Annotated in this window: 15 protein-coding genes, 3 rRNA genes and 1 pseudogene; 17 read left to right on the top strand and 2 right to left on the bottom strand. The window is 67.9% G+C overall.

Features of this window, described 5'->3' with window-relative positions; genetic code table 11:
* Positions 1-31: 31 nt before the first annotated feature.
* The 7 genes from tyrS to BJP60_RS10340 all read left to right on the top strand — a co-directional run bounded on the left by tyrS (position 32) and on the right by BJP60_RS10340 (position 10004).
* Positions 32-1327: a tyrosine--tRNA ligase gene (gene tyrS / locus BJP60_RS10370; protein WP_203135683.1), complete on the top strand. Its 1296-nt coding sequence runs from the start codon at positions 32-34 to the stop codon at positions 1325-1327.
* Positions 1328-1852: 525 nt separating this feature from the next.
* Positions 1853-3375: ribosomal RNA gene (locus BJP60_RS10365) — 16S ribosomal RNA — on the top strand.
* Between the two features lie 345 nt (positions 3376-3720).
* Positions 3721-6819 (top strand): 23S ribosomal RNA (locus tag BJP60_RS10360).
* A 107-nt stretch (positions 6820-6926) separates the two neighbouring features.
* A 5S ribosomal RNA gene (gene rrf / locus BJP60_RS10355) occupies positions 6927-7042 on the top strand.
* The 16S, 23S and 5S rRNA genes sit together here, the layout of an rRNA operon.
* 154 nt (positions 7043-7196) lie before the next feature.
* Positions 7197-7973 (top strand): hypothetical protein, encoded by a 777-nt coding sequence (locus tag BJP60_RS10350; RefSeq protein WP_203135682.1) that lies wholly within the window; start codon positions 7197-7199, stop codon positions 7971-7973.
* Positions 7889-8977 carry a hypothetical protein gene (locus BJP60_RS10345; protein WP_238439386.1) on the top strand — a complete coding sequence of 363 codons (1089 nt, stop codon included), beginning with the start codon at positions 7889-7891 and terminating at the stop codon, positions 8975-8977. The genes BJP60_RS10350 and BJP60_RS10345 overlap by 85 nt, the downstream gene beginning before the upstream one ends.
* Positions 8961-10004: an HAD-IIA family hydrolase gene (locus BJP60_RS10340; RefSeq protein ID WP_203135681.1), complete on the top strand. Its 1044-nt coding sequence runs from the start codon at positions 8961-8963 to the stop codon at positions 10002-10004. The genes BJP60_RS10345 and BJP60_RS10340 overlap by 17 nt, the downstream gene beginning before the upstream one ends.
* A gap of 67 nt (positions 10005-10071) precedes the next feature.
* Here BJP60_RS10340 and BJP60_RS10335 read toward each other — a convergent pair whose 3' ends face one another.
* Positions 10072-12204, bottom strand: coding sequence for an alpha/beta hydrolase-fold protein (locus BJP60_RS10335; protein ID WP_203135680.1), 2133 nt, complete (start codon positions 12202-12204; stop codon positions 10072-10074).
* 7 nt (positions 12205-12211) lie between these two features.
* The gene (locus BJP60_RS10330; protein WP_203135679.1) at positions 12212-13546 is read right to left on the bottom strand and encodes an alpha/beta hydrolase; all 1335 of its coding nucleotides are present in this window, start codon (positions 13544-13546) and stop codon (positions 12212-12214) included.
* 183 nt (positions 13547-13729) lie between these two features.
* Between BJP60_RS10330 and BJP60_RS10325 the strand changes: the two genes are divergently transcribed.
* The 10 genes and pseudogenes from BJP60_RS10325 (at position 13730) to scpB (ending at position 23324) form a co-directional block, all read left to right on the top strand.
* Positions 13730-13894 (top strand): hypothetical protein, encoded by a 165-nt coding sequence (locus tag BJP60_RS10325; RefSeq protein WP_203135678.1) that lies wholly within the window; start codon positions 13730-13732, stop codon positions 13892-13894.
* Positions 13891-14688 (top strand): TlyA family RNA methyltransferase, encoded by a 798-nt coding sequence (locus tag BJP60_RS10320; protein ID WP_203135677.1) that lies wholly within the window; start codon positions 13891-13893, stop codon positions 14686-14688. The genes BJP60_RS10325 and BJP60_RS10320 overlap by 4 nt, the downstream gene beginning before the upstream one ends.
* Positions 14689-14749: 61 nt before the next feature.
* Entirely contained in the window at positions 14750-15769 is a 1020-nt protein-coding gene (locus BJP60_RS10315) for an NAD kinase (protein ID WP_203135676.1), read from the top strand.
* A 33-nt stretch (positions 15770-15802) separates the two neighbouring features.
* Positions 15803-17493: pseudogene (gene recN, locus BJP60_RS10310) on the top strand (DNA repair protein RecN).
* 126 nt (positions 17494-17619) lie between these two features.
* Complete coding sequence (locus BJP60_RS10305; protein ID WP_203139244.1) at positions 17620-19308, top strand: CTP synthase; 1689 nt, start codon at positions 17620-17622, stop codon at positions 19306-19308.
* Between the two features lies 1 nt (position 19309).
* The gene (locus tag BJP60_RS10300; protein ID WP_203135675.1) at positions 19310-19903 is read left to right on the top strand and encodes an NUDIX domain-containing protein; all 594 of its coding nucleotides are present in this window, start codon (positions 19310-19312) and stop codon (positions 19901-19903) included.
* A gap of 24 nt (positions 19904-19927) precedes the next feature.
* Positions 19928-20830: a site-specific tyrosine recombinase XerD gene (gene xerD, locus BJP60_RS10295; RefSeq protein ID WP_203135674.1), complete on the top strand. Its 903-nt coding sequence runs from the start codon at positions 19928-19930 to the stop codon at positions 20828-20830.
* 116 nt (positions 20831-20946) lie between these two features.
* Entirely contained in the window at positions 20947-21846 is a 900-nt protein-coding gene (locus BJP60_RS10290) for a ParA family protein (RefSeq protein WP_203135673.1), read from the top strand.
* Positions 21830-22675 carry a segregation and condensation protein A gene (locus BJP60_RS10285; protein ID WP_203135672.1) on the top strand — a complete coding sequence of 282 codons (846 nt, stop codon included), beginning with the start codon at positions 21830-21832 and terminating at the stop codon, positions 22673-22675. Before BJP60_RS10290 ends, BJP60_RS10285 begins: the two co-directional genes overlap by 17 nt.
* Positions 22665-23324 (top strand): SMC-Scp complex subunit ScpB, encoded by a 660-nt coding sequence (gene scpB / locus BJP60_RS10280; RefSeq protein ID WP_203135671.1) that lies wholly within the window; start codon positions 22665-22667, stop codon positions 23322-23324. Before BJP60_RS10285 ends, scpB begins: the two co-directional genes overlap by 11 nt.
* Positions 23325-23352: the final 28 nt, after the last annotated feature.

Raw genomic sequence — 23352 nt, 5'->3', positions numbered from 1 at the left:
CGCGCCCGCGGCGACGCCATAGGCTAGACGGGTGACCGCTGAGAACGTCGCCGCACCGGCGATCGACCCCTCTTTCGACACCATCCTGGATGAGCTGATCTGGCGCGGGTTGATCCACGTGTCGACCGACCAGGACGCGCTGCGCGAGCTGCTCGCCGGACCCCCGATCGTCTACTACTGCGGCTTCGACCCGACGGCGCCGAGCCTGCACCTCGGAAACCTCGTGCAGCTGCTCACGATGCGTCGCCTGCAGCTCGCCGGTCATCGCCCGCTGGGGCTCGTCGGCGGCTCCACCGGTCTGATCGGCGACCCGCGGCCGACAGCGGAGCGCACGCTGAATACGCCCGAGACCGTGGCTGAATGGGTCACGAAGCTGCGCGCGCAGGTCGAGCGCTTCCTCGACTTCGAGGGAGACAACGCCGCGCAGATCGTGAACAACCTCGACTGGACCGCTCCGCTCAGCGCGATCGACTTCCTGCGGGAGATCGGCAAGCACTTCCGTGTCGGCACGATGCTGAAGAAGGACGCCGTCAGCGCGCGCCTGAACTCCGATGCCGGCATCAGCTACACCGAGTTCAGCTACCAGATCCTGCAGGGCCTGGATTACCTCGAGCTGCATCGCCAGTACGGCTGCGTGCTGCAGACGGGCGGCAGCGACCAGTGGGGCAACCTGACGAGTGGTGTGGACCTCATCCACCGCGTCGAAGGCGTCTCGGTGCACGCCATCGGCACGCCGCTCATCACGAACAGCGACGGCACCAAGTTCGGCAAGAGCGAGGGCAACGCGATCTGGCTCGACGCCGAGATGTGCAGCCCCTACGCGATGTACCAGTTCTGGCTCAACACGGACGACGCGGATGTGATCGCGCGCCTGAAGGTGTTCACGTTCCTGACGCGCGCCGAGATCGCGGAGTACGAGCGGCTCGTCGCCGAGGAGCCGTTCCGGCGGGCGGCGCAGAAGCGCCTGGCGCGGGAGGTCGTGACGACGGTGCACGGCGAGGAGGCGACGGCCGCGGCCATCGCCGCGTCCGAGGCGCTGTTCGGCGCGGGCGATCTCGCCGCGCTGGACGCCGGCACGCTCGCTGCGGCGCTGCGCGAGCTGCCGCACGCGGAGGTGCCGGCCGGCACTCCCGTCGTGCAGGCGCTCGTGTCGACCGGGCTCGTGTCGTCCGTCTCCGAGGCGCGGCGGGCGATCTCGCAGGGCGGCGTCTCGCTCGACGGCGAGAAGATCTCGACCGAGGAGGCGACGGTCACCGGCGGCCTCCCCGGGGGAGTGTCGGTGCTGCGCCGCGGGAAGAAGGCGCTGGCCGGGCTTTTCGTCGGGTGACGAGCCGGACCCCGGCCGCGCGACACGCCCGGGGGTTGGCGCGGGTTGCCGGGTCCCCGGGATCCACGTAATGTATTTCCTTGTCGCCGCCAAGCGGTGAGGTAGAGCCGGAAGGTTCCCACCCCAGGTCGACGACGAACTCCACTCCGAAGATCACGCTCTTGAGCGTGCCGACCCCCGGGTCTAGGGTGGAGGATCCAGCTCCTCGAGGCATACTCGACGATGCCGGCGTCCCGCTCGCGCGGTCAGCGCCCCGGCGTGTCGAATTGACAAGCCGAGAGGGGCGGATAAGATAGAGAAGTTGCCCCGGAGGGCTGCGGTGGGAGCCGCAGGGCTGGGAGCATCCGATCCTTGAGAACTCAACAGCGTGCACTTGTCAAATGCCAAATAACCTCGGCAACTGACCTTTTGGTTGGTTGCGAGATTCCTTTGGATCAATTTTGGAAGTCAGTTTTGACATCCGTTTTTGGTCAGCATCAAACTCGCTGCTTCGGTCGTTTTCCCGGCTGATCGCAGCATTGTTTCTTTACGGAGAGTTTGATCCTGGCTCAGGATGAACGCTGGCGGCGTGCTTAACACATGCAAGTCGAACGGTGAAGCTCCAGCTTGCTGGAGTGGATCAGTGGCGAACGGGTGAGTAACACGTGAGCAACCTGCCCCGGACTCTGGGATAAGCGCTGGAAACGGCGTCTAATACCGGATACGCACCAGAATCGCATGGTTACTGGTGGGAAAGATTTTTTGGTTCGGGATGGGCTCGCGGCCTATCAGCTTGTTGGTGAGGTAACGGCTCACCAAGGCGTCGACGGGTAGCCGGCCTGAGAGGGTGACCGGCCACACTGGGACTGAGACACGGCCCAGACTCCTACGGGAGGCAGCAGTGGGGAATATTGCACAATGGGCGGAAGCCTGATGCAGCAACGCCGCGTGAGGGATGACGGCCTTCGGGTTGTAAACCTCTTTTAGCAGGGAAGAAGCGAAAGTGACGGTACCTGCAGAAAAAGCGCCGGCTAACTACGTGCCAGCAGCCGCGGTAATACGTAGGGCGCAAGCGTTATCCGGAATTATTGGGCGTAAAGAGCTCGTAGGCGGTCTGTCGCGTCTGCTGTGAAAACCCGAGGCTCAACCTCGGGCCTGCAGTGGGTACGGGCAGACTAGAGTGCGGTAGGGGAGATTGGAATTCCTGGTGTAGCGGTGGAATGCGCAGATATCAGGAGGAACACCGATGGCGAAGGCAGATCTCTGGGCCGTAACTGACGCTGAGGAGCGAAAGGGTGGGGAGCAAACAGGCTTAGATACCCTGGTAGTCCACCCCGTAAACGTTGGGAACTAGTTGTGGGGGCCTTTCCACGGTCTCCGTGACGCAGCTAACGCATTAAGTTCCCCGCCTGGGGAGTACGGCCGCAAGGCTAAAACTCAAAGGAATTGACGGGGACCCGCACAAGCGGCGGAGCATGCGGATTAATTCGATGCAACGCGAAGAACCTTACCAAGGCTTGACATATAGAGGAAAGGGCTGGAAACAGTCCCCCCGCAAGGTCTCTATACAGGTGGTGCATGGTTGTCGTCAGCTCGTGTCGTGAGATGTTGGGTTAAGTCCCGCAACGAGCGCAACCCTCGTTCTATGTTGCCAGCACGTAATGGTGGGAACTCATGGGATACTGCCGGGGTCAACTCGGAGGAAGGTGGGGATGACGTCAAATCATCATGCCCCTTATGTCTTGGGCTTCACGCATGCTACAATGGCCGGTACAAAGGGCTGCAATACCGTGAGGTGGAGCGAATCCCAAAAAGCCGGTCCCAGTTCGGATTGAGGTCTGCAACTCGACCTCATGAAGTCGGAGTCGCTAGTAATCGCAGATCAGCAACGCTGCGGTGAATACGTTCCCGGGTCTTGTACACACCGCCCGTCAAGTCATGAAAGTCGGTAACACCTGAAGCCGGTGGCCTAACCCTTGTGGAGGGAGCCGTCGAAGGTGGGATCGGTAATTAGGACTAAGTCGTAACAAGGTAGCCGTACCGGAAGGTGCGGCTGGATCACCTCCTTTCTAAGGAGCATCTGGCACCTACGGGTGTCCAGGCGCCGGATCATCACCGAATGTGTGATGCCGGTTAGCTCATGGGTGGAACATTTGACATGCCGTCAGCGCAGCTGACTCCAGTTAGTACGACCTGCTTGCAGGTCTGGAACGGTGGGGTCGGGGAGCGGGGCGGCTGCACGCTGTTGGGTCCTGAAGGACCGGAACCTCTGGTTCCCTCCTTCTGGGCCTCTTCTGGTCTCCGCGGTTGTGGGGGGAGGAAGGGGTACCCGCCCGTACTTTGAGAACTACACAGTGGACGCGAGCATCTTTAAAGATAGCGAACATAGATCTTTTGATTTATGGCTCATGTGATTTCAAGTCTTTAAGAGCAGTCGGTGGATGCCTTGGCATCTGGAGCCGAAGAAGGACGTAGCAATCTGCGATAAGCCTCGGGGAGCTGATAAGCGAGCTTTGATCCGAGGATGTCCGAATGGGGAAACCCCGCCAGGATCAAGCCCTGGTGACTCCCGCCTGAATATATAGGGCGGGTAGAGGGAACGTGGGGAAGTGAAACATCTCAGTACCCACAGGAAGAGAAAACAACAGTGATTCCGTGAGTAGTGGCGAGCGAAACCGGATGAGGCTAAACCGGGCGTGTGTGATAGCCGGCAGGCGTTGCACGTTCGGGGTTGTGGGACTTTCCTGACTCTTCTGCCGAAGGGTCGACGTGACAGCAGCGTATAGACGAACGGTCTTGAATGGCCGGCCAGAGTGGGTGGCAGCCCCGTAGTCGAAATGCGTGTGCTGGCGTGGAGAGTATCCCAAGTAGCACGGGGCCCGAGAAATCCCGTGTGAATCTGTCAGGACCACCTGATAAGCCTAAATACTCCCAGATGACCGATAGCGGACAAGTACCGTGAGGGAAAGGTGAAAAGTACCCCGGGAGGGGAGTGAAATAGTACCTGAAACCGTCTGCTTACAAACCGTTGGAGCACCCCTGGTAGGTGTGACAGCGTGCCTTTTGAAGAATGAGCCTGCGAGTTAGCGATACGTGGCGAGGTTAACCCGTGTGGGGTAGCCGTAGCGAAAGCGAGTCTGAATAGGGCGATTTCAGTCGCGTGTCCTAGACCCGAAGCGAAGTGATCTATCCATGGCCAGGCTGAAGCGACGGTAAGACGTCGTGGAGGGCCGAACCCACTTAGGTTGAAAACTGAGGGGATGAGCTGTGGATAGGGGTGAAAGGCCAATCAAACTTCGTGATAGCTGGTTCTCTCCGAAATGCATTTAGGTGCAGCGTTGCGTGTTTCTTGCCGGAGGTAGAGCTACTGGATGGCCGATGGGCCCTACCAGGTTACTGACGTCAGCCAAACTCCGAATGCCGGTAAGTGAGAGCGCAGCAGTGAGACTGTGGGGGATAAGCTTCATAGTCGAGAGGGAAACAACCCAGACCACCAACTAAGGTCCCAAAGCGCGTGCTAAGTGGGAAAGGATGTGGAGTTGCTCAGACAACCAGGAGGTTGGCTTAGAAGCAGCCACCCTTGAAAGAGTGCGTAATAGCTCACTGGTCAAGTGATTCCGCGCCGACAATGTAACGGGGCTCAAGCACGCCACCGAAGTTGTGGCATTGAAACTATTGGCAGGCCTTCGTGGTCCAGCCGTTTTGATGGGTAGGAGAGCGTCGTGTGGCGAGTGAAGCGGCGGTGGAAACCAGCCGTGGACGCCACACGAGTGAGAATGCAGGCATGAGTAGCGAATGACGTGTGAGAAACACGTCCTCCGAAAGACCAAGGGTTCCAGGGTCAAGCTAATCTTCCCTGGGTAAGTCGGGACCTAAGGCGAGGCCGACAGGCGTAGTCGATGGACAACGGGTTGATATTCCCGTACCGGCGAAGAACCGCCCCAATCAATCCAGTGGTGCTAAGCGCCCGAAACCATCCATCGTCACCTTCGGGTGACACCGGGTGGTGGAGCGCGCGACCCCATGCTGGTGCGGTTAGCGTATTAACAGGTGTGACGCAGGAAGGTAGCCCAAGCCAGGCGATGGTTGTCCTGGTGCAAGTGCGTAGGCCGACTCCTAGGCAAATCCGGGAGTCATGAGGCTGAGACACGATGCGGATGAAAAGTGGGTGATCCTATGCTGCCAAGAAAAGCATCGACGCGAGGTTCCAGCCGCCCGTACCCCAAACCGACTCAGGTGGTCAGGTAGAGAATACCAAGGAGATCGAGAGAATCGTGGTTAAGGAACTCGGCAAAATGCCCCCGTAACTTCGGGAGAAGGGGGGCCCAGCGCGTATTAGGACTTGCTCCGAAAGCGTGTGTGGGCCGCAGAGACCAGTGGGTAGCGACTGTTTATTAAAAACACAGGTCCGTGCCAAGTCGCAAGACGATGTATACGGACTGACGCCTGCCCGGTGCCGGAAGGTTAAGAGGACCGGTTAGCCGCAAGGCGAAGCTGAGAATTTAAGCCCCGGTAAACGGCGGTGGTAACTATAACCATCCTAAGGTAGCGAAATTCCTTGTCGGGTAAGTTCCGACCTGCACGAATGGCGTAACGACTTCCCAACTGTCTCAACCGCGAACTCGGCGAAATTGCATTACGAGTAAAGATGCTCGTTACGCGCAGCAGGACGGAAAGACCCCGTGACCTTTACTACAGCTTGGTATTGGTGTTCGGTGTGGCTTGTGTAGGATAGGTGGGAGACTTTGAAGCAGTGACGCCAGTTACTGTGGAGTCGTTGTTGAAATACCACTCTGGTCACTCTGGATGTCTAACTTCGAACCGTGATCCGGTTCAGGGACAGTGCCTGGTGGGTAGTTTAACTGGGGCGGTTGCCTCCCAAAAAGTAACGGAGGCGCCCAAAGGTTCCCTCAACCTGGTTGGCAATCAGGTGGCGAGTGTAAGTGCACAAGGGAGCTTGACTGTGAGACTGACAGGTCGAGCAGGGACGAAAGTCGGGACTAGTGATCCGGCAGTGGCTTGTGGAAGCGCTGTCGCTCAACGGATAAAAGGTACCTCGGGGATAACAGGCTGATCTTGCCCAAGAGTCCATATCGACGGCATGGTTTGGCACCTCGATGTCGGCTCGTCGCATCCTGGGGCTGGAGTAGGTCCCAAGGGTTGGGCTGTTCGCCCATTAAAGCGGTACGCGAGCTGGGTTTAGAACGTCGTGAGACAGTTCGGTCCCTATCCGCTGCGCGCGTAGGAAGTTTGAGAGGATCTGACCCTAGTACGAGAGGACCGGGTTGGACGAACCTCTGGTGTGTCAGTTGTTCCGCCAGGAGCACCGCTGATTAGCTACGTTCGGGATGGATAACCGCTGAAAGCATCTAAGCGGGAAGCCGGCCTCAAGATGAGACTTCCATACCTTCGGGTGAGAGGCTCCCAGCCAGACTACTGGGTTGATAGGCCAGATGTGGAAGCACAGCAATGTGTGCAGCTGACTGGTACTAATAAGCCGATGACTTGATAACACCTCGCTTTCTGCGAAGCGTTCGCGTCCACTGAGTGGTTCTCGATGTACGGTCGAGAACAACGCACAATTACACAGCGTGCTAAACGTTCGAAACATCGACAGTGTTTCGGCGGTCATAGCGAGAGGGAAACGCCCGGTCACATTCCGAACCCGGAAGCTAAGCCTCTCAGCGCCGATGGTACTGCAGGGGGACCCTGTGGGAGAGTAGGACACCGCCGGACTTCTTTTAAGACAGAAGGGCCACCCAACGACGGGTGGCCCTTCTGCATTTCCCGGGCTTTCATAGAGGAGTGGACGACATGGCTGCAGACGACGGCGACCGACCCCAGCGCGGACGGGACGATCGCGACGGCAGGCGCGACGCTTCTCGGGACCGTGACCAGCGCCCTCGGCGGGATGGCCAGCGCGCCGCCGGCGGCTACGGCCGCCGCGACGGCGATCGTCCTCAGCGTGACGGCGAGCAGCGTCGTTCGTACGGGGACCGTCCTCAGCGTGACGGTGATCGTCCGGGTTCCTCGCGCGACGGCGGCCGCTCTCGCTCGTATGGCGACCGCCCGCAGCGGGACGGCGACCGTCCCCAGCGTGATGGAGATCGCCCGCGCTACTCGCGTGATGGTGACAGGCCGCGCTCGTATGGGGATCGTTCGCAGCGTGACGGTGATCGTCCGCGTTACTCGCGTGATGGCGACCGTCCGCAGCGCGACGGTGATCGTCCGCGATACTCGCGAGACGGTGACAAGCCGCGCTCGTACGGCGACCGTCCGCAGCGTGACGGTGACCGTCCGCGTTACTCGCGTGATGGTGACAAGCCGCGCTCGTATGGCGATCGTCCGCAGCGCGACGGTGATCGTCCGCGTTACTCGCGTGATGGTGACAAGCCGCGCACGTATGGCGACCGTCCGCAGCGCGACGGCGACCGTGGGCGATCGTTCCGCGACGGAGGCGATCGTCGTCCGCAGCGGGATGGCGGCCGTCCCGGCGGTGACCGTCGTTTCGGCGACCGTCGATCCGACGACCGGCGCTCGGACGATCGTCGGGAGCGCACCAACTCGCGCCCGCCGGAGTCGGTGCGGATCAAGGATCCGGAGCTTCCCGAGGACATCACGCCGCGCGACCTTCCCGGCGGCGCGCGCAATGAGCTCAAGACCCTGAGCAAGGAGAACGCCGAGCGTGTCGCCCGCCACCTCGCGATGGCGGCACGCACGCTCGACGAGGACCCGGAGCTCGCGCACGAGCACGCGCAGGCGGCCGTCCGCCACGCGGGCCGCGTCGCGATCGCGCGCGAGACGCTCGCGATCACCGCCTACACCGTGGGCGACTTCGCGCTCGCGCTGCGCGAGCTGCGCACGCATCGCCGCATCACGGGGCGCGACGACCTCATCGCGCTGATCGTCGACAGCGAGCGCGGACTCGGCCGCCCCGAGCGTGCTCTCGAGGAGGGCCGAGCCGTCGACCGCGCCACCCTTCCGACGCCGGTCCGCGTCGAACTGGCGATCGCCATGTCGGGCGCACGCCTGGACCTGGGGGAGACGCAGCTCGCGCTCGTCGAGCTCGACATCCCCGAGCTCGATCCCGACCGCGCCTTCGAGTGGAGCCCGGGCCTGTTCGCGGCGCGCGCGACGGTGCTCGAGGACCTCGGCCTGGCCGACGAGGCGGCCGACTGGCGCCGTCGCGCCGAGATCGCCGCCGACGCGCTCGGTCACTCGGTGGACGAAGACGAGTTCGACGTGATCGAGATCGACGACGCCCATTCCGAGGAGCTCGAGGGCGAGGCGGCGGATGACGCCGCCGCCGTGATCGGGGCCGCCTCGGACGCGCAGCCCGCTGCGGCTGCTGCCGAGGATCCGGCCGCTCCGTCGGCCGAGTACAACGAGCCGGTCGCCGAGCCGGAGGAGCCGGTCGCCGCGGCGGACGAGACGTTCACGGTCGAGGACGAGGTCGCCGAGATCCTCGCGGAGATCGATGCCGAGCCCGTGGACGCCGAGCCGGACGACGCCGACGCCGAGCCGGACGAGCACGAGGACGCGGACGCCGCGATCGAGACCGAGCCCGACGCCGACGCGGCGCCGGAGACCGCTCAGCAGACCTCCTCGGACGGCGCGCCGTCCCCGCGCAAGGACGACGGCGAGGGCCGCCCCGATGGCGCTCTTTTCTAAGCGTCCGGCGGCGCGCACGCCGCTGGACGGCGTGGACGTGGTGCTCGCCGACCTCGACGGCGTGGTCTACGCCGGTCCCGGCGCGCTGCCGCATGCCGTCGAGAGCCTGAAGCGCGCCGCGTCCGAGGGGCGCCGCCTGGGCTACATCACCAACAACGCCTCGCGCACGGATGCCACCGTGGCCGCCCACCTCGTCGAGCTGGGTCTGCACACGCGTCCCGACGAGGTCGTGACCAGCCCGCAGGCCGCCATGCGCCTGCTCGTTCAGCGCGTCGCGGCGGGGTCCACGGTGCTGGTCGTCGGCGGCGAGGGGCTCGTGGTCGAGGTCGAGAAGGCGGGTTTCGTCGTCACGCGCAGTGCGGAAGACGAGCCTGCTGCGGTCGTGCAGGGTTTCGCGCCCGAGGTCTCGTGGACCGAGCTCGCCGAGGCGGCCTTCGCGCTGCAGCTTCCCGAAGACGAGGGCGGCATCCCCTGGATCGCCACCAACACCGACTGGACGATCCCGCAGGCGCGCGGGATCGCGCCGGGCAACGGCACGCTCGTGTCCGCCGTCCACACGGCGGTCGGCCGGCTGGCGACCGTGGCGGGCAAGCCCGAGGCGCCCATCTTCCACGAGGCGGTCGCGCGCTTCGGCGCCACGTCGCCGCTGTTCATCGGCGACCGGCTCGACACCGACATCCTGGGCGCGAATCGCGCGGGCGTGCCGTCGGCGCTCGTCCTCACGGGCATCGACCGGCCCAAGCACGTGCTCGCGGCGCCGCCCGACAGTCGCCCGACGTACATCGTCGCCGACCTGCGCGAGCTCTTCGAGCCGTACCCCGAGGCGCGTCTGAAGGGCGACACCGTGTGGGTGCGCGATGCGGCCGTCCGGATCGAGGGCCCGGACGTGCGGATCGTCGCCGAAGGCGCGCAGATCGATCTGCTCCGCGCCGCGGCGAGGGCGATCTGGGACACCGGCCGCCAGATCTTCGGGTTCCGCGTCCCCGAGCAGCTGTACGCGGACCCCTTCAGCGCGGCGCGTCGCTGAAGCCTGTCTGCCGTTCCGCGGCGCGGAGCGAGCGAAGTGCCCGCACCGCGGAACGACTGCACTCACGTCACTCGCGATGCACGGTCAGCACGTGCTCGCCGGCCGTGATTCTCTTCACACGTTCCGTGTCGCCCTGGCGGAAGCGCACCTCCGACGCGCCGTCGGTCGAGACCCGAACCGTGACGTCGCCCGTGAGTCCTGCATCGTCCAGGCTCACGGTGGCGGTGGCGACGTTGGTGAGCGCCAGATCGAGCTCGTCGACCGGTTCCCGCGCGCCGACGGGCTGAAGGACGAGCTGACGCACCTCGGTCTCGTAGTCGCCGTACGTCCTGGTGTCCGTGCTGACCACAGGCTCGCTGAGCACCGTGTCGAGGGCGCCGGAACGCGCTTCGATGCGGCTCCACCTGCCGTCCGCGTCGCGGGCCGTCAGGCCGTTCACCCAGTGGGCCTCGTCGATCGTCAGCCCGAGCGAATCCCGCTGCTCAGCAGGATCCCACCGGAAGGCGATGTGCGACGGCTGCGGGTCGATCACCGCCCCGTCGAGGTACTCGGCGAACTCGCGCCAGCCCAGCCACTGGAATTGACCATGCGTCGCGCCGCCGTAGTAGTGAACGCGGTACGGCACCTCCGCCGCCTCGAACGCCGCGCCCCACGACCGCGTGTTGCCCTGGGCGACGTCGTCCGTGCCCGCGTCCATGAACACTGCCGTGTTGGCGAGATTCTCGACCCGCAGCAGGTCCTGGGCGTCGTCTCGCGCGCCCCCGGCGTTACGGTAGCCCGCTCCTGAGACGATCCCGACGCCCGCGAAGACGGCGGGATAGTTGGTGGCGAGGCGGGTCGCCCCGACGCCGCCCATCGAATGGCCGGCGACCACGGTGCGAGTCCCGTCGATGGCGTAGGTCTGCGCAGTCCTGTTCCATACCTCCCAGACATCGAGCTCGGCTTCGTTGACGTACCACGTGCCGTCGCCTCGCCCGAGCGGTGAGACGCAGACGGAGCCGCGCTCCTCGCAGACCGGGCCGAACACGTCGTCCTCCTTCGCACCGCGGAAGCCGTTGTGGTTTCCGCCGCCGCCGTGAAGCAGGATCGACAGGGGAGCGGGATGCGACGGATCGTAGGTCGTCGGCACGTAGACGAGGTAGGGCTGCACCCGCCCGTACACGCGCGGGTCGGCGGTCGGGGGCTGGCCGGGGGGCTGCCGGACGTCGGGATGCACGCCGGGCCCGAGATCCACCGACGACACGTACCACCGCGTGGAGAAGCCCGTCGGGAGCGGCTCGTCCTCGACCTCGCCCCGGGCGATCCGGCGCCAGTCCAGCTCGAGAGCGAACGGCGCAAGGTCTCCCTCCGCGAGCGCCCGGCTCTGAGCGCCGTTGTTCCAGCTCGTCGCCATGCCGGGCCCAGGGAGCCGCGCGCCCTCCTGCACGTCTGTGCGGAACGCGGCGTTGTACACGCGCATATCCGATCGCTGCGGTGCCGGGACGAACCCGAGGCCGCTCTCGTCGGCGATTCCGGTGGCAAGGCGCACGTTCCAGACGCCGTTGATGCGGAGGAGGGACCGGGGGATCTCGGCGACGAAGGACTTCGCCTCCTCGTCGACGGTCAGGGCGGCGCCCAGCTCGGTGAGTTCGCGCCGCTGGCCCGTGGCCGTCTCCAGCCGCACGCCCCGGGAGGACACGATCAGGAAGGCGTCCGAGCCGGGTGAGGTGACGCCCGCGTTCCCCGGCCATGTCGCCGTGCCCGTCGTCGGGTCTGCATCGGTATCCAGCGCCCATACCGCGATCGGGAGATCGGGATCGGCGAGGGTCGTGAAGTCCACGCGCCAGAAGGACGACCGTCCCTTCGCGGCGACGCCGGCGCGGAACACATCCGAGCCGTTGGCGTGGGCTGCCTCGTCGGTGTAGGTGAAGGACCCGTCGCCGGTGTCGTCGAACAGCCAGTCGGTCCACAGCAACGCCCCGTCGTCGTACCGGGCCGTGCCGGACGTGCGCGAGAACGCCTCGGAGAACGCCCAGCCATCGGCGCCGGGCAGCGCGGGCTCGTCGAAGAGGGCCGCAGGCGGCGCCGGCGCCGGGATCTCGAGAGGAAGGTCGGCCGCTGCCGCGGCGGGAGCGGTGGCGAGAGCGGTCGCTGCTGCGGTGCAGGCGGCGGCGGAGATCGCGAGGATCCGCTGCCTGGCCGTGATCGTGCGGCTGTTCACCGTCGCCTCAGCCTCGGTTGAAGCGGTCGGGCGTGAAGCGGATGAAGCGCGCCTCGCCGAGGTCGAGCGCTGCCGCGGCGCGGTTCAGCTGATGGACGGTCGCACCGCCGCCCCAGCGACCCGTCTCGAGCCGCTCCAGCAGGAGCTCAGCAGCGGCGACAGTCTCGGCGGCGGTGAAGTTGCAGTGTCCCGCGGAGGCGACGTACGTCTGGCGCAGCAGCGAGGCATTGCCCGCCTTCTTCACGCGCTCCTCGTACGCGCTCTGCTGCGCGACCGTGGAGATCTGGTCTCCGACGTTGTTGAGCGTCACGGTCGGCACGGAGATCTCACCCGTGAACTCGTACGTCGCCGCGAAGCGCTCGACGGCGTCGGCGTCGGCCTCGTAGCGGTCGGCGGCATTGACGGTCGCCAGGTCGTGGTCGAGGCTGAGCCCGGCGCGTGCGTACAGCTCCGCGACGACGCGGCGCGCTTCGGGCGACGCCTTGCGCAGTTGCGCGGCGTAGTCGATTCCGGTGTTCCACGAGGGCAGGCCGCCGAAGAGCAGGGTGCTCGTTCGGCGGCTGCTCATCGCCTGTCCGATGTAGGGCAGCGGATCGCCCGCAAGGGCGCCGAACCAAGCCTGTTGGTAGCTCTCGGCATCGAGCGGGGACGGATCCGCGATCGCCTGCGACCACGCGGGCAGCTGACCGATCGCGGCGGCGAGCGCGATGCGGGCCCGTCCCTCGGGCGTTGCCTGAGCGGCGGTGAGGTGATCGATCCACGCCTGCTGAGCGCCGGGAACATCCGCGGGGATGTCGACGACGGGGAGGCTCGCCTCAGGATCCAGCAGCTCCGACAGCACGAACACCGTGTCGAGCTTCTGATTCCACTGCGAGACGGTGCCCGACAGGCCGCCGCACCCGGCGAGCACCCCGTCGATGCGGTCGGGGTGCAGTTCACCCGTCGCGGCGGCGACGAAGCCCCCCATCGAGTTCCCCATCGTGATCGCCCGGTCGGGCTCGCCCATCTCGGCGGTGAACACATCGAGCGCCTCGAGCTGATTCGCGATCGCGCCGCCGATGTTCCATCCCGTCACGTTCCGCGTGGTGCCCCCGTATGCCGCGCCTGCGTCGACGAGGGCCTGCTCGGCGTCGCCGACCGGCCCGGCTGCGAAGTCCATGTCGACGAACACGGTGCCGTTCCAGTCGTCGGGGACGACGAAGCGGTATGGCGTGCTGTCCGTCAGTCTCCCCTCGAGGATTCGCTCGCCCTCGTCTGCCACGGCGGGCGACGCCGAGAAGGCCAGTCCGGTGGCGACCGCGGATGCGATCGCGGCGTTCCTGATCCGATGTGCGGTGGACATGATCTCTCCCTGATCCAACGACGTTGTTGTGGGACCCGGTCGTCCGCGACCGGCCGATCCGACTCTGGCACCCGGCCTCGCGAATATCAATCACCTTGATAAAAACGGGTCCCGATGAGTGGGCAGCACCGGACCATCCGCGCGGCACACCGCCCGCCCTGAGGTGGCACGTACCCTGGATGAGTGACCGAGACGACTGATAGGGGCGGGTCCGAGGGCCTCGTGAGCCGCGTGCGTGTCATCGAGGGCCAGCCGCTCGCGAGCCGCGCCGCGGCGTACGCGAGCCTGCACGACGAGCTCGCCCGGCGCCTCGACCAGGCTCCGCCGGAGCCGGCCCCCGGCGGATGACGCAGCGCCTCGACGCCGCACTCGCCGCACGCGGACTGGCGCGCTCGCGCACGCACGCCGCGGCGCTGATCGACGAGGGACGCGTGCAGGTCGCCGGACGCGTCGCGGCCAAGGCCTCCATCAAGGTCGACGACGCGGCGGAGATCACCGTCACGGCGCAGGATCACTACGTCAGCCGCGGCGCGCACAAGCTCATCGCGGCTCTGGACGGCTTCGGCATCGAGGTGGCCGGACGCACCGCTCTCGACATGGGCGCGTCGACGGGAGGCTTCACGCAGGTGCTGCGCGAGCGCGGCGCGGATCCGGTCATCGCCGTCGACGTCGGGCACGGCCAGCTCGCGCCCCAGATCGCGATCGACGCGGGCGTCCGCTCGGTGGAGGGCTTCAACGTCCGATACATGACGGCCGAGAGCCTCGCGTCCGCAAGCGGGGTGAGCGCACCGCCGTCCGTCGTGACGGGCGATCTGTCCTTCATCTCCCTCACGCAGATCCTGCCGGCGGTCGCGCAGGTCGTCGCCCCCGACGCCGACATCGTGCTGCTCGTGAAGCCGCAGTTCGAGGTGGGCAGGTCCAAGATCGGCGGGGGAGTCGTGACCGACGCGGGCCTGCGCGCCGACGCGGTGACCGAGGTGCTGTTCACGGCCGGGGATCTCGGGCTCGGCACGCTCGGCGTGCTGCCGTCGCCCCTCCACGGCACGCATGGGAATGTGGAGACGCTCATCCACATCGCTCCGGGCCGTGGGACGGATCCGTCAGAATGGAAGACCACGATCGAGCGGTGCTGCGCCGGATGACGCTCAGCCCGATGGACACCGACGGAGCCCGATGAGGCGCAACAGCAGTGAGAGGGGATCGATGTCGCACGGTGCCAGCTCACTTCCCGGCGGACTCGCCACCCAGCGGGAGCGGAAGATCCTGGTGGTCGCGCATGCGCACCGCGAGGAGACCGTCGATGCCGCCGTGCGCGTGACGGCGCTGCTGCGCGGGTCCGGTGCCCAGCCGGTGCTCGCGCACGACGACCGAGCCGAGCTGTCGGCCCTCGCGCCCGTGCTGGCGGAGGTGCCCGTGCTCGGCGCCGACGTGCCGCTCGATGAGATCGATCTCGCGATCGTGCTGGGCGGCGACGGCACCATCCTGCGCGCCGCCGAGCTGGTGCGCGACGGCACGGCGCCCGTGCTCGGCATCAACATGGGCCACGTCGGCTTCCTCGCCGAGATCGAGCGCGACGCGATGGACTCGGCCGTGCAGCGGGCCGTGGAAGGCGACTACGCGGTCGAGGAGCGGCTCGCGCTCGACGTCCGCGTGAAGGACCGCTCGGGCACCGTCGTCTACGAGACGTGGGCGCTGAACGAGGCGACGGTCGAGAAGGACAGTCGCGAGCGCATGATCGAGGTCGTCATGGAGATCGACAGGCGGCCGCTGTCGACGTTCGGTGCCGACGGGATCGTGATCGCGACGCCGACCGGATCCACCGCCTACAACTTCTCGGCCGGAGGCCCCGTGATCTGGCCGACCGTGCAGGCGATCGCGGTCGTGCCGCTGTCGGCCCACGCGCTGTTCGCGCGCCCGCTCGTCGTGGGCCCCGAGCACGCGATCGCGGTCGAGGTGCTCGAGGGCGGCGCCGGGGCGTCCGCCGTGCTGTGGTGCGACGGCCGTCGCTCGCATCCGCTGCCTCCGGGTGCGCGGGTGTCGGTTCGGCGCTCGCCGCAGCCGGTGCGGCTCGCGCGCCTGCACCCGGCGGCGTTCACGGACCGCCTGGTGCGCAAGTTCAAGCTGCCCGTGACCGGATGGCGCGGCCCGAGCGATCCCGACGCCACGGGAGCGATCGACACGATCGCGCCGGAGCTCGCCACCGTCCCCGAGGCGAAGGAGTGAGCGCATGATCGGAGCTCTCGCGGAGGCGACGACATGATCGAGGAGATGCGGCTGCGCGATCTCGGCGTGATCAGCGAGGCCAACCTGCCCATGGGGCCGGGCTTCACCGCGATCACGGGTGAGACCGGTGCGGGCAAGACGATGGTGGTCACCGGTCTGGGGCTGCTGCTCGGACAGCGCGCGGATTCCGGCGCCGTGCGTGCCGGCGCGCCGCAGGCGTCCGTCGAGGGCGTGTGGATCGTGCCCGAGGAGGGCCCGGTCGCCGAGCGGGTGCGCGAAGCGGGCGGCGATCTCGAGCCGATCGGCGGCGGCAGCGCCGAGCTGTACCTGTCGCGGACGCTGGCGGCGGAGGGGCGCAGCCGCGCGAGCGTGGGCGGCCGTGCCGCCCCGGCGGGTGTGCTCGCCGACCTGGCCGACGCGCTCGTCGTCGTGCACGGTCAGTCGGACCAGCTGCGGCTGAAGTCGTCCGCCGCCCAGCGCGACGCGCTCGACCGATTCGCCGGCGAGCCGGTGCGCGCCGCGCTGGCGGACTACCGCGCGGCATACGAGACTTGGCGCGCGCTCGACCGCGAGCTGTCGACCCTCGTGACCGACCGCGACGCGCGTGCGGCCGAGGCTGCGACGCTGCGGGAGACGCTCGCGGAGATCGAGCAGGCGGCGCCCGAGCCGGGGAGGACGTGGCGCTCACGGAGCGCGCCGAGCGGCTCGCGAACGCCGAGGAGCTGCGTGCCGCGGCGGCCGTCGCGCGCGAGGCCCTCTCGAGCGAGGAGGACGGCGTGGACGTCTCCACGCTGCTCGCGGACGCCCGGCGGGCGCTCGAGCGCGTCGCCGATCCGGCCCTCACGGGTCTGGGTGAGCAGCTCGCCGACCTCGGCTACCGGGCCGCCGACATCGCGGTCGAGCTGTCCGGATTCCTCGCGGATCTCGACGAATCGGGTCCCGCCGAGCTCGCGGCCGTAGAGGAGCGACGCGCCGTCCTGAACTCCCTCGTGCGCGCGCACGGCTCGCTGGACGAGGCGATCGCGCTGCTCGAGAGCGGATCCGCCCGCTTGGCGGAGCTCGACGACGACGGCGATCGCGTCGAGCGGCTCGGCGCGCAGCTGGCGGAAGCGCGTGAGGCGCTCGACGTCCGCGCCGACGCCCTCACGGCCGCGCGCACGGCGGCGGCCGGCCGGCTGGCCGAGGCGGTCACCGAGGAGCTGCACGCCCTGGCGATGCCGGACGCGCGCCTGCTCGTCGATGTGTCGCCCGGTGCGGAGTCGACGCACGGGCGGGACGAAGTGGGGCTGCTGCTCACGCCGCACCCCGGTGCCGAGCCGCGGCCCGTGTCGAAGGGTGCGTCGGGCGGTGAGCTCAGCCGCGTGATGCTCGCGATCGAGGTCGTGATCTCGCAGACCGACCCCGTTCCCACGTTCGTGTTCGACGAGGTCGACGCCGGGATCGGCGGCGCCGCCGCGATCGAGGTCGGACGGCGCCTGGCGCGACTCGCCGAGACGTCGCAGGTGATCGCCGTGACCCACCTCGCGCAGGTGGCGGCCTTCGCGGGCAACCACCTCAGCGTCGTGAAGGCCAACGACGGGTCCGTCACGCGGTCGAGTGTGACGCGCCTCGAGGGCGCCGAGCGCGAGGCCGAGATGGCGCGCCTGCTGTCGGGGCTCAGCGACTCCGAGGCCGCACTCACGCACGCGCGCGAGCTGCTCGACCTCGGCTCGGTGCGCGCGTGACCCGCCACGGGTACGTGGGCGTGGCACGATAGCCCGAACCGCGCCGCACGGCGGTGCGTGCGACATCCCCTGCGGGCGCGCCGCTCGGCTTGCTCGAAGCATCGACTGATAGGATCGAAGCCCGTGATGCAGACACCTGGCGCGGGATCCGAGACCACCACCAAGCAGATCTTCGTGACGGGTGGTGTCGTCTCCTCTCTCGGCAAGGGACTCACCGCGGCGAGCCTCGGCAATCTGCTGACGGCCCGCGGCTTGCACGTCGTGATGCAGAAGCTCGATCCGTATCTGAACGTGGATCCGGGCACCATGAATCCGTTCCAGCACGGCGAGGTGTTCGTCACCGACGACGGTGCCGAGACCGACCTCGACATCGGCCACTACGAGCGCTTCCTCGGTGTGAACCTCAGCCAGGCCGCCAACGTCACGACCGGCCAGATCTACTCGCAGGTGATCGCCAAGGAGCGTCGCGGCGAGTACCTCGGTGACACCGTGCAGGTCATCCCGCACATCACGGACGAGATCAAGCGCCGCATGCGGCTGCAGGCGCAGGCGGACCCGAAGCCCGACGTGATCATCACCGAGGTCGGCGGCACGGTCGGCGACATCGAGTCGCAGCCGTTCCTGGAGGCCGCTCGTCAGCTGCGTCACGAGCTCGGGCGCGACAGCGTCTTCTTCGTGCACGTCTCGCTCGTGCCGTTCATGGGCGCCTCCGGCGAGCAGAAGACCAAGCCGACGCAGCACTCGGTCGCGGCCCTGCGCCAGGTCGGCATTCAGCCCGATGCGCTCGTGCTGCGCAGCGACCGCCCGGTGAGCGAGTCGAACCGCAACAAGATCGCGCTGATGTGCGACGTCGACGTCGAGGGCGTCATCAACACGGTCGATCTGCCGAGCATCTACGACATCCCCTCGACCCTGAACGACCAGGGCCTCGACTCGTACATCGTGCGCCGCCTGGGGCTCGGCGAGAAGGCCGGCGAGGTCGACTGGACGCGCTGGAACACCGTGCTGCAGTCGGTGCACAACCCGAAGCTCGAGGTCACGGTCGGTCTCGTCGGCAAGTACATCGACCTGCCCGACGCGTACCTCTCGGTCACCGAGGCGCTGAAGGCCGGCGGCTTCGCGCATGAGGTCAAGGTCATCATCCGCTGGATCCCGTCCGACACGTGCGAGACGCCCGAGGGTGCCGCGCGGCAGCTGGCCGATCTCGACGCGATCTGCGTGCCCGGAGGCTTCGGCATCCGCGGCATCGAGGGCAAGCTCGGCGCGCTGCGCTTCGCGCGCGAGCAGGGCATCCCGGCGCTCGGCCTGTGCCTGGGCCTGCAGTGCATGGTCATCGAGTACGCGCGGAACGTCGCGGGCATCGAGGGCGCGTCGTCGAGCGAGTTCGATCCCGAGACCCCGGCGGCCGTGATCGCGACCATGGCGGAGCAGGTCGACATCCTGGCGGGCGGCGACCTCGGCGGCACCATGCGTCTGGGCCTGTACCCGGCGAAGCTCGACGAGGGCTCGATCGTCGCCGAGGTGTACGGGTCCACGCAGGTGGAGGAGCGCCACCGCCACCGCTACGAGGTCAACAACGCCTACCGCGCGCAGATCGCCGAGGCGGGCCTGGTGTTCTCCGGCATCAACCCCGACCTGAACCTCGTCGAGTTCATCGAGCTGCCGCGCGACGTGCACCCGTACTACGTCGCGACGCAGGCGCACCCCGAGCTGCGCTCTCGGCCGACCGAGCCGCACCCGCTGTTCCGCGGCCTCGTCGGCGCGGCGGTCGACCGCCACCGCGCGAGCGAGCTGTTCGAGGTGGAGACCGCCTGATATGGACGTCCGCTCCACGCAACTGCGCGACGAGCCGTTCGAGGTCGACATCGCGGACAGCCGCCGCGTGTTCGACGGCCAGGTCTGGGACGTGCGCGAGGACCGCTTCCGCTACAACGACCACGAGCTCGTGCGGCACTACGTCGACCACACGGGCGCCGTGGCGATCGTCGCGCTCGACGACCAGGGTCGCGTGCTGCTGATCCAGCAGTACCGTCACCCGATCCGCACGCGCGACTGGGAGATCCCGGCGGGCCTGCTGGACGTCGAGGGGGAGGACCCTCTCGACGCCGCGAAGCGCGAGCTCGCGGAGGAGGCGGACCTCGTCGCCGAGCACTGGGAGAAGCTCGTGTCGCAGGCGCCGTCGCCCGGCGGCAGCGACGAGATCATCCACATCTATCTCGCGACCGGGCTGTCGGATGCCCCCGAGGTGTTCGACCGGCACAGCGAGGAGGCGGATCTGCGTCTGGAGTGGGTGCCGCTCGAGGACGCGGTCGCGGGGGTGCTCGAGGGGCGCCTGCTCAACGGCGCCATGATGCTCGGCGTGCTGCTGACGGCCGAGAGGCTGCGTCGCGGGACGGTCCCCGGCGCCTGAGGCGCCTGGCGAAGCCGGCCTGCCGTGAAGCTCGAGAGGGCGGTGGACGCCTACCTGCGCCACGTCACGATCGAGCGCGGGCTGTCCGAGCACACCGTCGCGGCGTACCGCAGGGATCTCACCGGCTATCTCGACTGGCTCGGCGAGCGCGGGATCTCCGAGACGACGGATGTCACGCCCGCGATCGTCGCGGAGTTCGCCGCCGAGCGCGCCTCGACGGATCCGGCCCCCGCCGCGTCCTCGCTCGCGAGGCTGCAGTCCTCCGTGCGCGGGCTGCACCGCTTCCTGGCGCGGGAGGGCATCGCCGACGCGGACCCGTCGCAGCGGCTGCGCCCGCCGAAACAGGCGCGCCGCCTGCCCAAGGCCCTGACGATCGAGCAGGTGGAGCGGCTGCTCGCGGCGCCGTCCGCGGAGGATCCGATCGGGATCCGGGACCGGGCGCTGCTCGAGCTGCTGTACGCCACCGGCGCGCGGGTGTCGGAGGCCGTGCAGCTGGATGTCGACGATCTCGCGAGCGGTGAGATCCTGCGCCTGCGGGGCAAGGCATCGAAGGAGCGGATCGTGCCGGTCGGCTCGTACGCCCGTGCGGCGCTCGATGCGTACCTCACCCGGGTGCGGCCGGATCTCGCGACGCGCGGCACCGCGACGCCGAAGCTCTTCCTCGGGGCGCGCGGCGCGGCGCTGTCGCGGCAGAGCGCGTGGCTCGTGATCCGCGCCGCGGCCGAGAAGGCGCAGCTGACCGCGCACGTGTCGCCGCACACGCTGCGGCACTCGTTCGCGACGCACCTGCTGCAGGGCGGTGCCGACGTGCGCGTCGTGCAGGAGTTGCTCGGCCACTCGTCGGTCGCGACCACGCAGATCTACACGCACGTGACGGTCGACACCCTCCGCGACGTGTACGCCACGAGCCACCCGCGGGCGCGCTAGGCGGGGGCCGCTCGTCGCCGACGCGCAGGGAACGAACCCCGTCGACCGCGCGGATCGCCGGATCGCCGGGCCCGCTCCGCGGCCGTTCGGACGCGCGTCGCTACAATCGAGCGAGCATGTCTAAGGCAGGAGTATCGGTGGCGGACAACAAGGCCCGGACGAAGAAGCAGGATGAGGTCATCCTGGGCGAGACCGGGCGTCCCTATCACGGCTTCCCGACGCCGGAGAAGCTCGACGGGCACGGGCCGGCGCGCATCATCGCGCTGTGCAACCAGAAGGGCGGCGTCGGCAAGACGACGACGACCATCAGCCTCGCGGCCGCTCTGGCGTCGTACGGGCGCAAGGTGCTCGCCGTCGACTTCGACCCGCAGGGCGCGCTGACCGTGGGCCTCGGCGTGCAGAACCACGACGTCACGACGATCTACGACCTGCTGCTGGACACCAAGCGCGACCCGCACGAGGCGATCGTCGAGACCGCGACGCCGGGCCTCGACGTGATCCCGGCCAACATCGACCTCTCGGCCGCCGAGGTGCACCTCGTCAACGAGGTCGCGCGCGAGCAGATCCTGTCGCTCGTGCTGCGCAAGGTCGCGCCCGAGTACGACGTGATCCTCGTCGACTGCCAGCCGTCGCTCGGCCTGCTGACGATCAACGCGCTCACGGCGGCGCACGGCGTCCTGATCCCGATGGAGTGCGAGTTCTTCGCGCTGCGCGGCGTCGCGCTGCTGATCGAGACGATCGGCAAGGTGCGCGACCGCCTGAACCCCTCGATCAAGCTCGACGGGCTGCTGGCGACCATGTACGACCCGCGCACGCTGCACTCGCGCGAGGTGCTCGAGCGCATCGTCGACGCGTTCGGCGACGACGTGCTCGAGACCGTCATCGGCCGCACGGTCAAGTTCCCCGACGCGTCCGTGTCGGGCGTGCCGATCACCGAGTTCGCGCCCCAGCACCCGGCCGCCCAGGCCTACCTGCGGCTGGCGCGGGAGCTTGTCGCCCGTGGCGCCGTCGCCTGACGCCGGGGCTGCTCCGGATCACGACGCCGCGCCCGCGGACGCCCCGGAGACGGGCTTCCGCGTCTCGCTGTCGAACTTCGACGGCCCGTTCGACCTGCTGCTGAACCTCATCTCCCAGCGCGAGCTCGACATCACCGAGGTCGCGCTGTCGAAGGTGACCGACGAGTTCATCGGCTACCTGCGCGATCTCGGGCCGGACGAGGAGCTGGATCAGGCGTCCGAGTTCCTCGTCGTCGCCGCGACCCTGCTCGATATGAAGGTCGCAGGGCTCCTGCCGCAGGGTGAGCTCGTCGACGCCGAGTCCGTCGCGCTGCTCGAGGCGCGCGACCTGCTGTTCGCGCGGCTGCTGCAGTACCGCGCGTTCAAGGAGGTGTCGGCGTGGTTCGCCGCGGGCCTGCAGGGCGAGGATCGCCGCCACACACGCAGCGTGCCGCTGGATCCGAAGTACCGGGCCAAGACCCCCGAGCTGGTCTGGACGCTCACGAAGGAGGACTTCGCCGCGATCGCGATGCTCGCGTTCGCGCCGCGCGAGATCCCCCGTGTGGGGCTCGATCACCTGCACGCGCCGCTCGTGAGCATCCGCGAGCAGGCCGCGGTCGTCGTGACGCTGCTGCGCAGCGCGGACCGGATGACGTTCCGCGAGCTCGTGTCCGGAGTGGCCGAGGCCGGCATCATCGTGGCGCGCTTCATCTCCGTGCTGGAGCTCTACCGGCACGCCGTGATCAGCTTCGAGCAGCTGGAGCCGCTCGGCGAGCTGACGCTGACCTGGACGGCGGATCACTGGTCCGACGAGACGCTGGCGACCCTGGGGGCCGACTATGACCGATGAGCCGACGACCGCCGCGGAGGCGCCCGAGGAGGCGCCCGAGGAGGCGCCCGTGCTCGAGCCCGTCGAGCAGCCCGCGGAGGAGCCCGCCGAGTTCCCCGGCGGCGTCGCGCAGCGGCTGGAGGCGATCCTGATGATCGCGGACGAGCCCCTGTCCGTCGTCTCGCTCGCCACGGCGGTGGGCGCTCCCGTGCCGGCCGTGCGCAAGGCGCTCGCCGCGCTCGTCGCCGACTACGACGGCCGGGCCGGCACGCCCGAGCGCGGATTCGAGCTGCGCGAGGTGGGCGGCGGCTGGCGGTTCTACGTGCGTGCGGAGTACGACGACATGGTCGCCGGCTTCGTCGGTGGGCAGGCGCCCGCGCGCCTGTCGCAGGCTGCGCTCGAGACGCTGGCCGTGATCGCGTACAAGCAGCCCGTGACGCGCTCGCAGGTCGCGTCCATCCGCGCCGTGAACGTCGACTCCGTCGTGCGCACGCTCCTCGCGCGGGGCCTCATCACAGAGGTCTCCACGCACCCCGAGACCGGCGCGATCCTGTACGGCACGACCGACCTGCTGCTACAGCAGCTGGGCATCAACTCGCTCGACGAGCTGCCGCCCATCTCGCCGCTGCTGGATGACGGATCCGACGGGTTCGAGGACGTGATCGCGTGAGGCGTCCCCTGCCGACAAGAACGGGCGC

Source organism: Microbacterium sp. JZ31, from assembly GCF_016805985.1.
Lineage (GTDB): Bacteria > Actinomycetota > Actinomycetes > Actinomycetales > Microbacteriaceae > Microbacterium.
Note: the sequence above shows the minus strand (reverse complement) of the source record. Positions and strands in the feature narration are given on the sequence as shown.

Bases quoted from the DNA above. Each gene is read 5' to 3' on its own strand.
- BJP60_RS10340 (WP_203135681.1), top strand. From the start codon at position 8,961: ATGGCGCTCTTTTCTAAGCGTCCGGCGGCGCGCACGCCGCTGGACGGC.
- BJP60_RS10330 (WP_203135679.1), bottom strand. From the start codon at position 13,546: ATGTCCACCGCACATCGGATCAGGAACGCCGCGATCGCATCCGCGGTC.
- scpB (WP_203135671.1), top strand. From the start codon at position 22,665: ATGACCGATGAGCCGACGACCGCCGCGGAGGCGCCCGAGGAGGCGCCC.
- BJP60_RS10305 (WP_203139244.1), top strand. From the start codon at position 17,620: ATGCAGACACCTGGCGCGGGATCCGAGACCACCACCAAGCAGATCTTC.
- BJP60_RS10320 (WP_203135677.1), top strand. From the start codon at position 13,891: ATGACGCAGCGCCTCGACGCCGCACTCGCCGCACGCGGACTGGCGCGC.
- BJP60_RS10300 (WP_203135675.1), top strand. From the start codon at position 19,310: ATGGACGTCCGCTCCACGCAACTGCGCGACGAGCCGTTCGAGGTCGAC.
- BJP60_RS10315 (WP_203135676.1), top strand. From the start codon at position 14,750: ATGTCGCACGGTGCCAGCTCACTTCCCGGCGGACTCGCCACCCAGCGG.
- BJP60_RS10290 (WP_203135673.1), top strand. From the start codon at position 20,947: ATGTCTAAGGCAGGAGTATCGGTGGCGGACAACAAGGCCCGGACGAAG.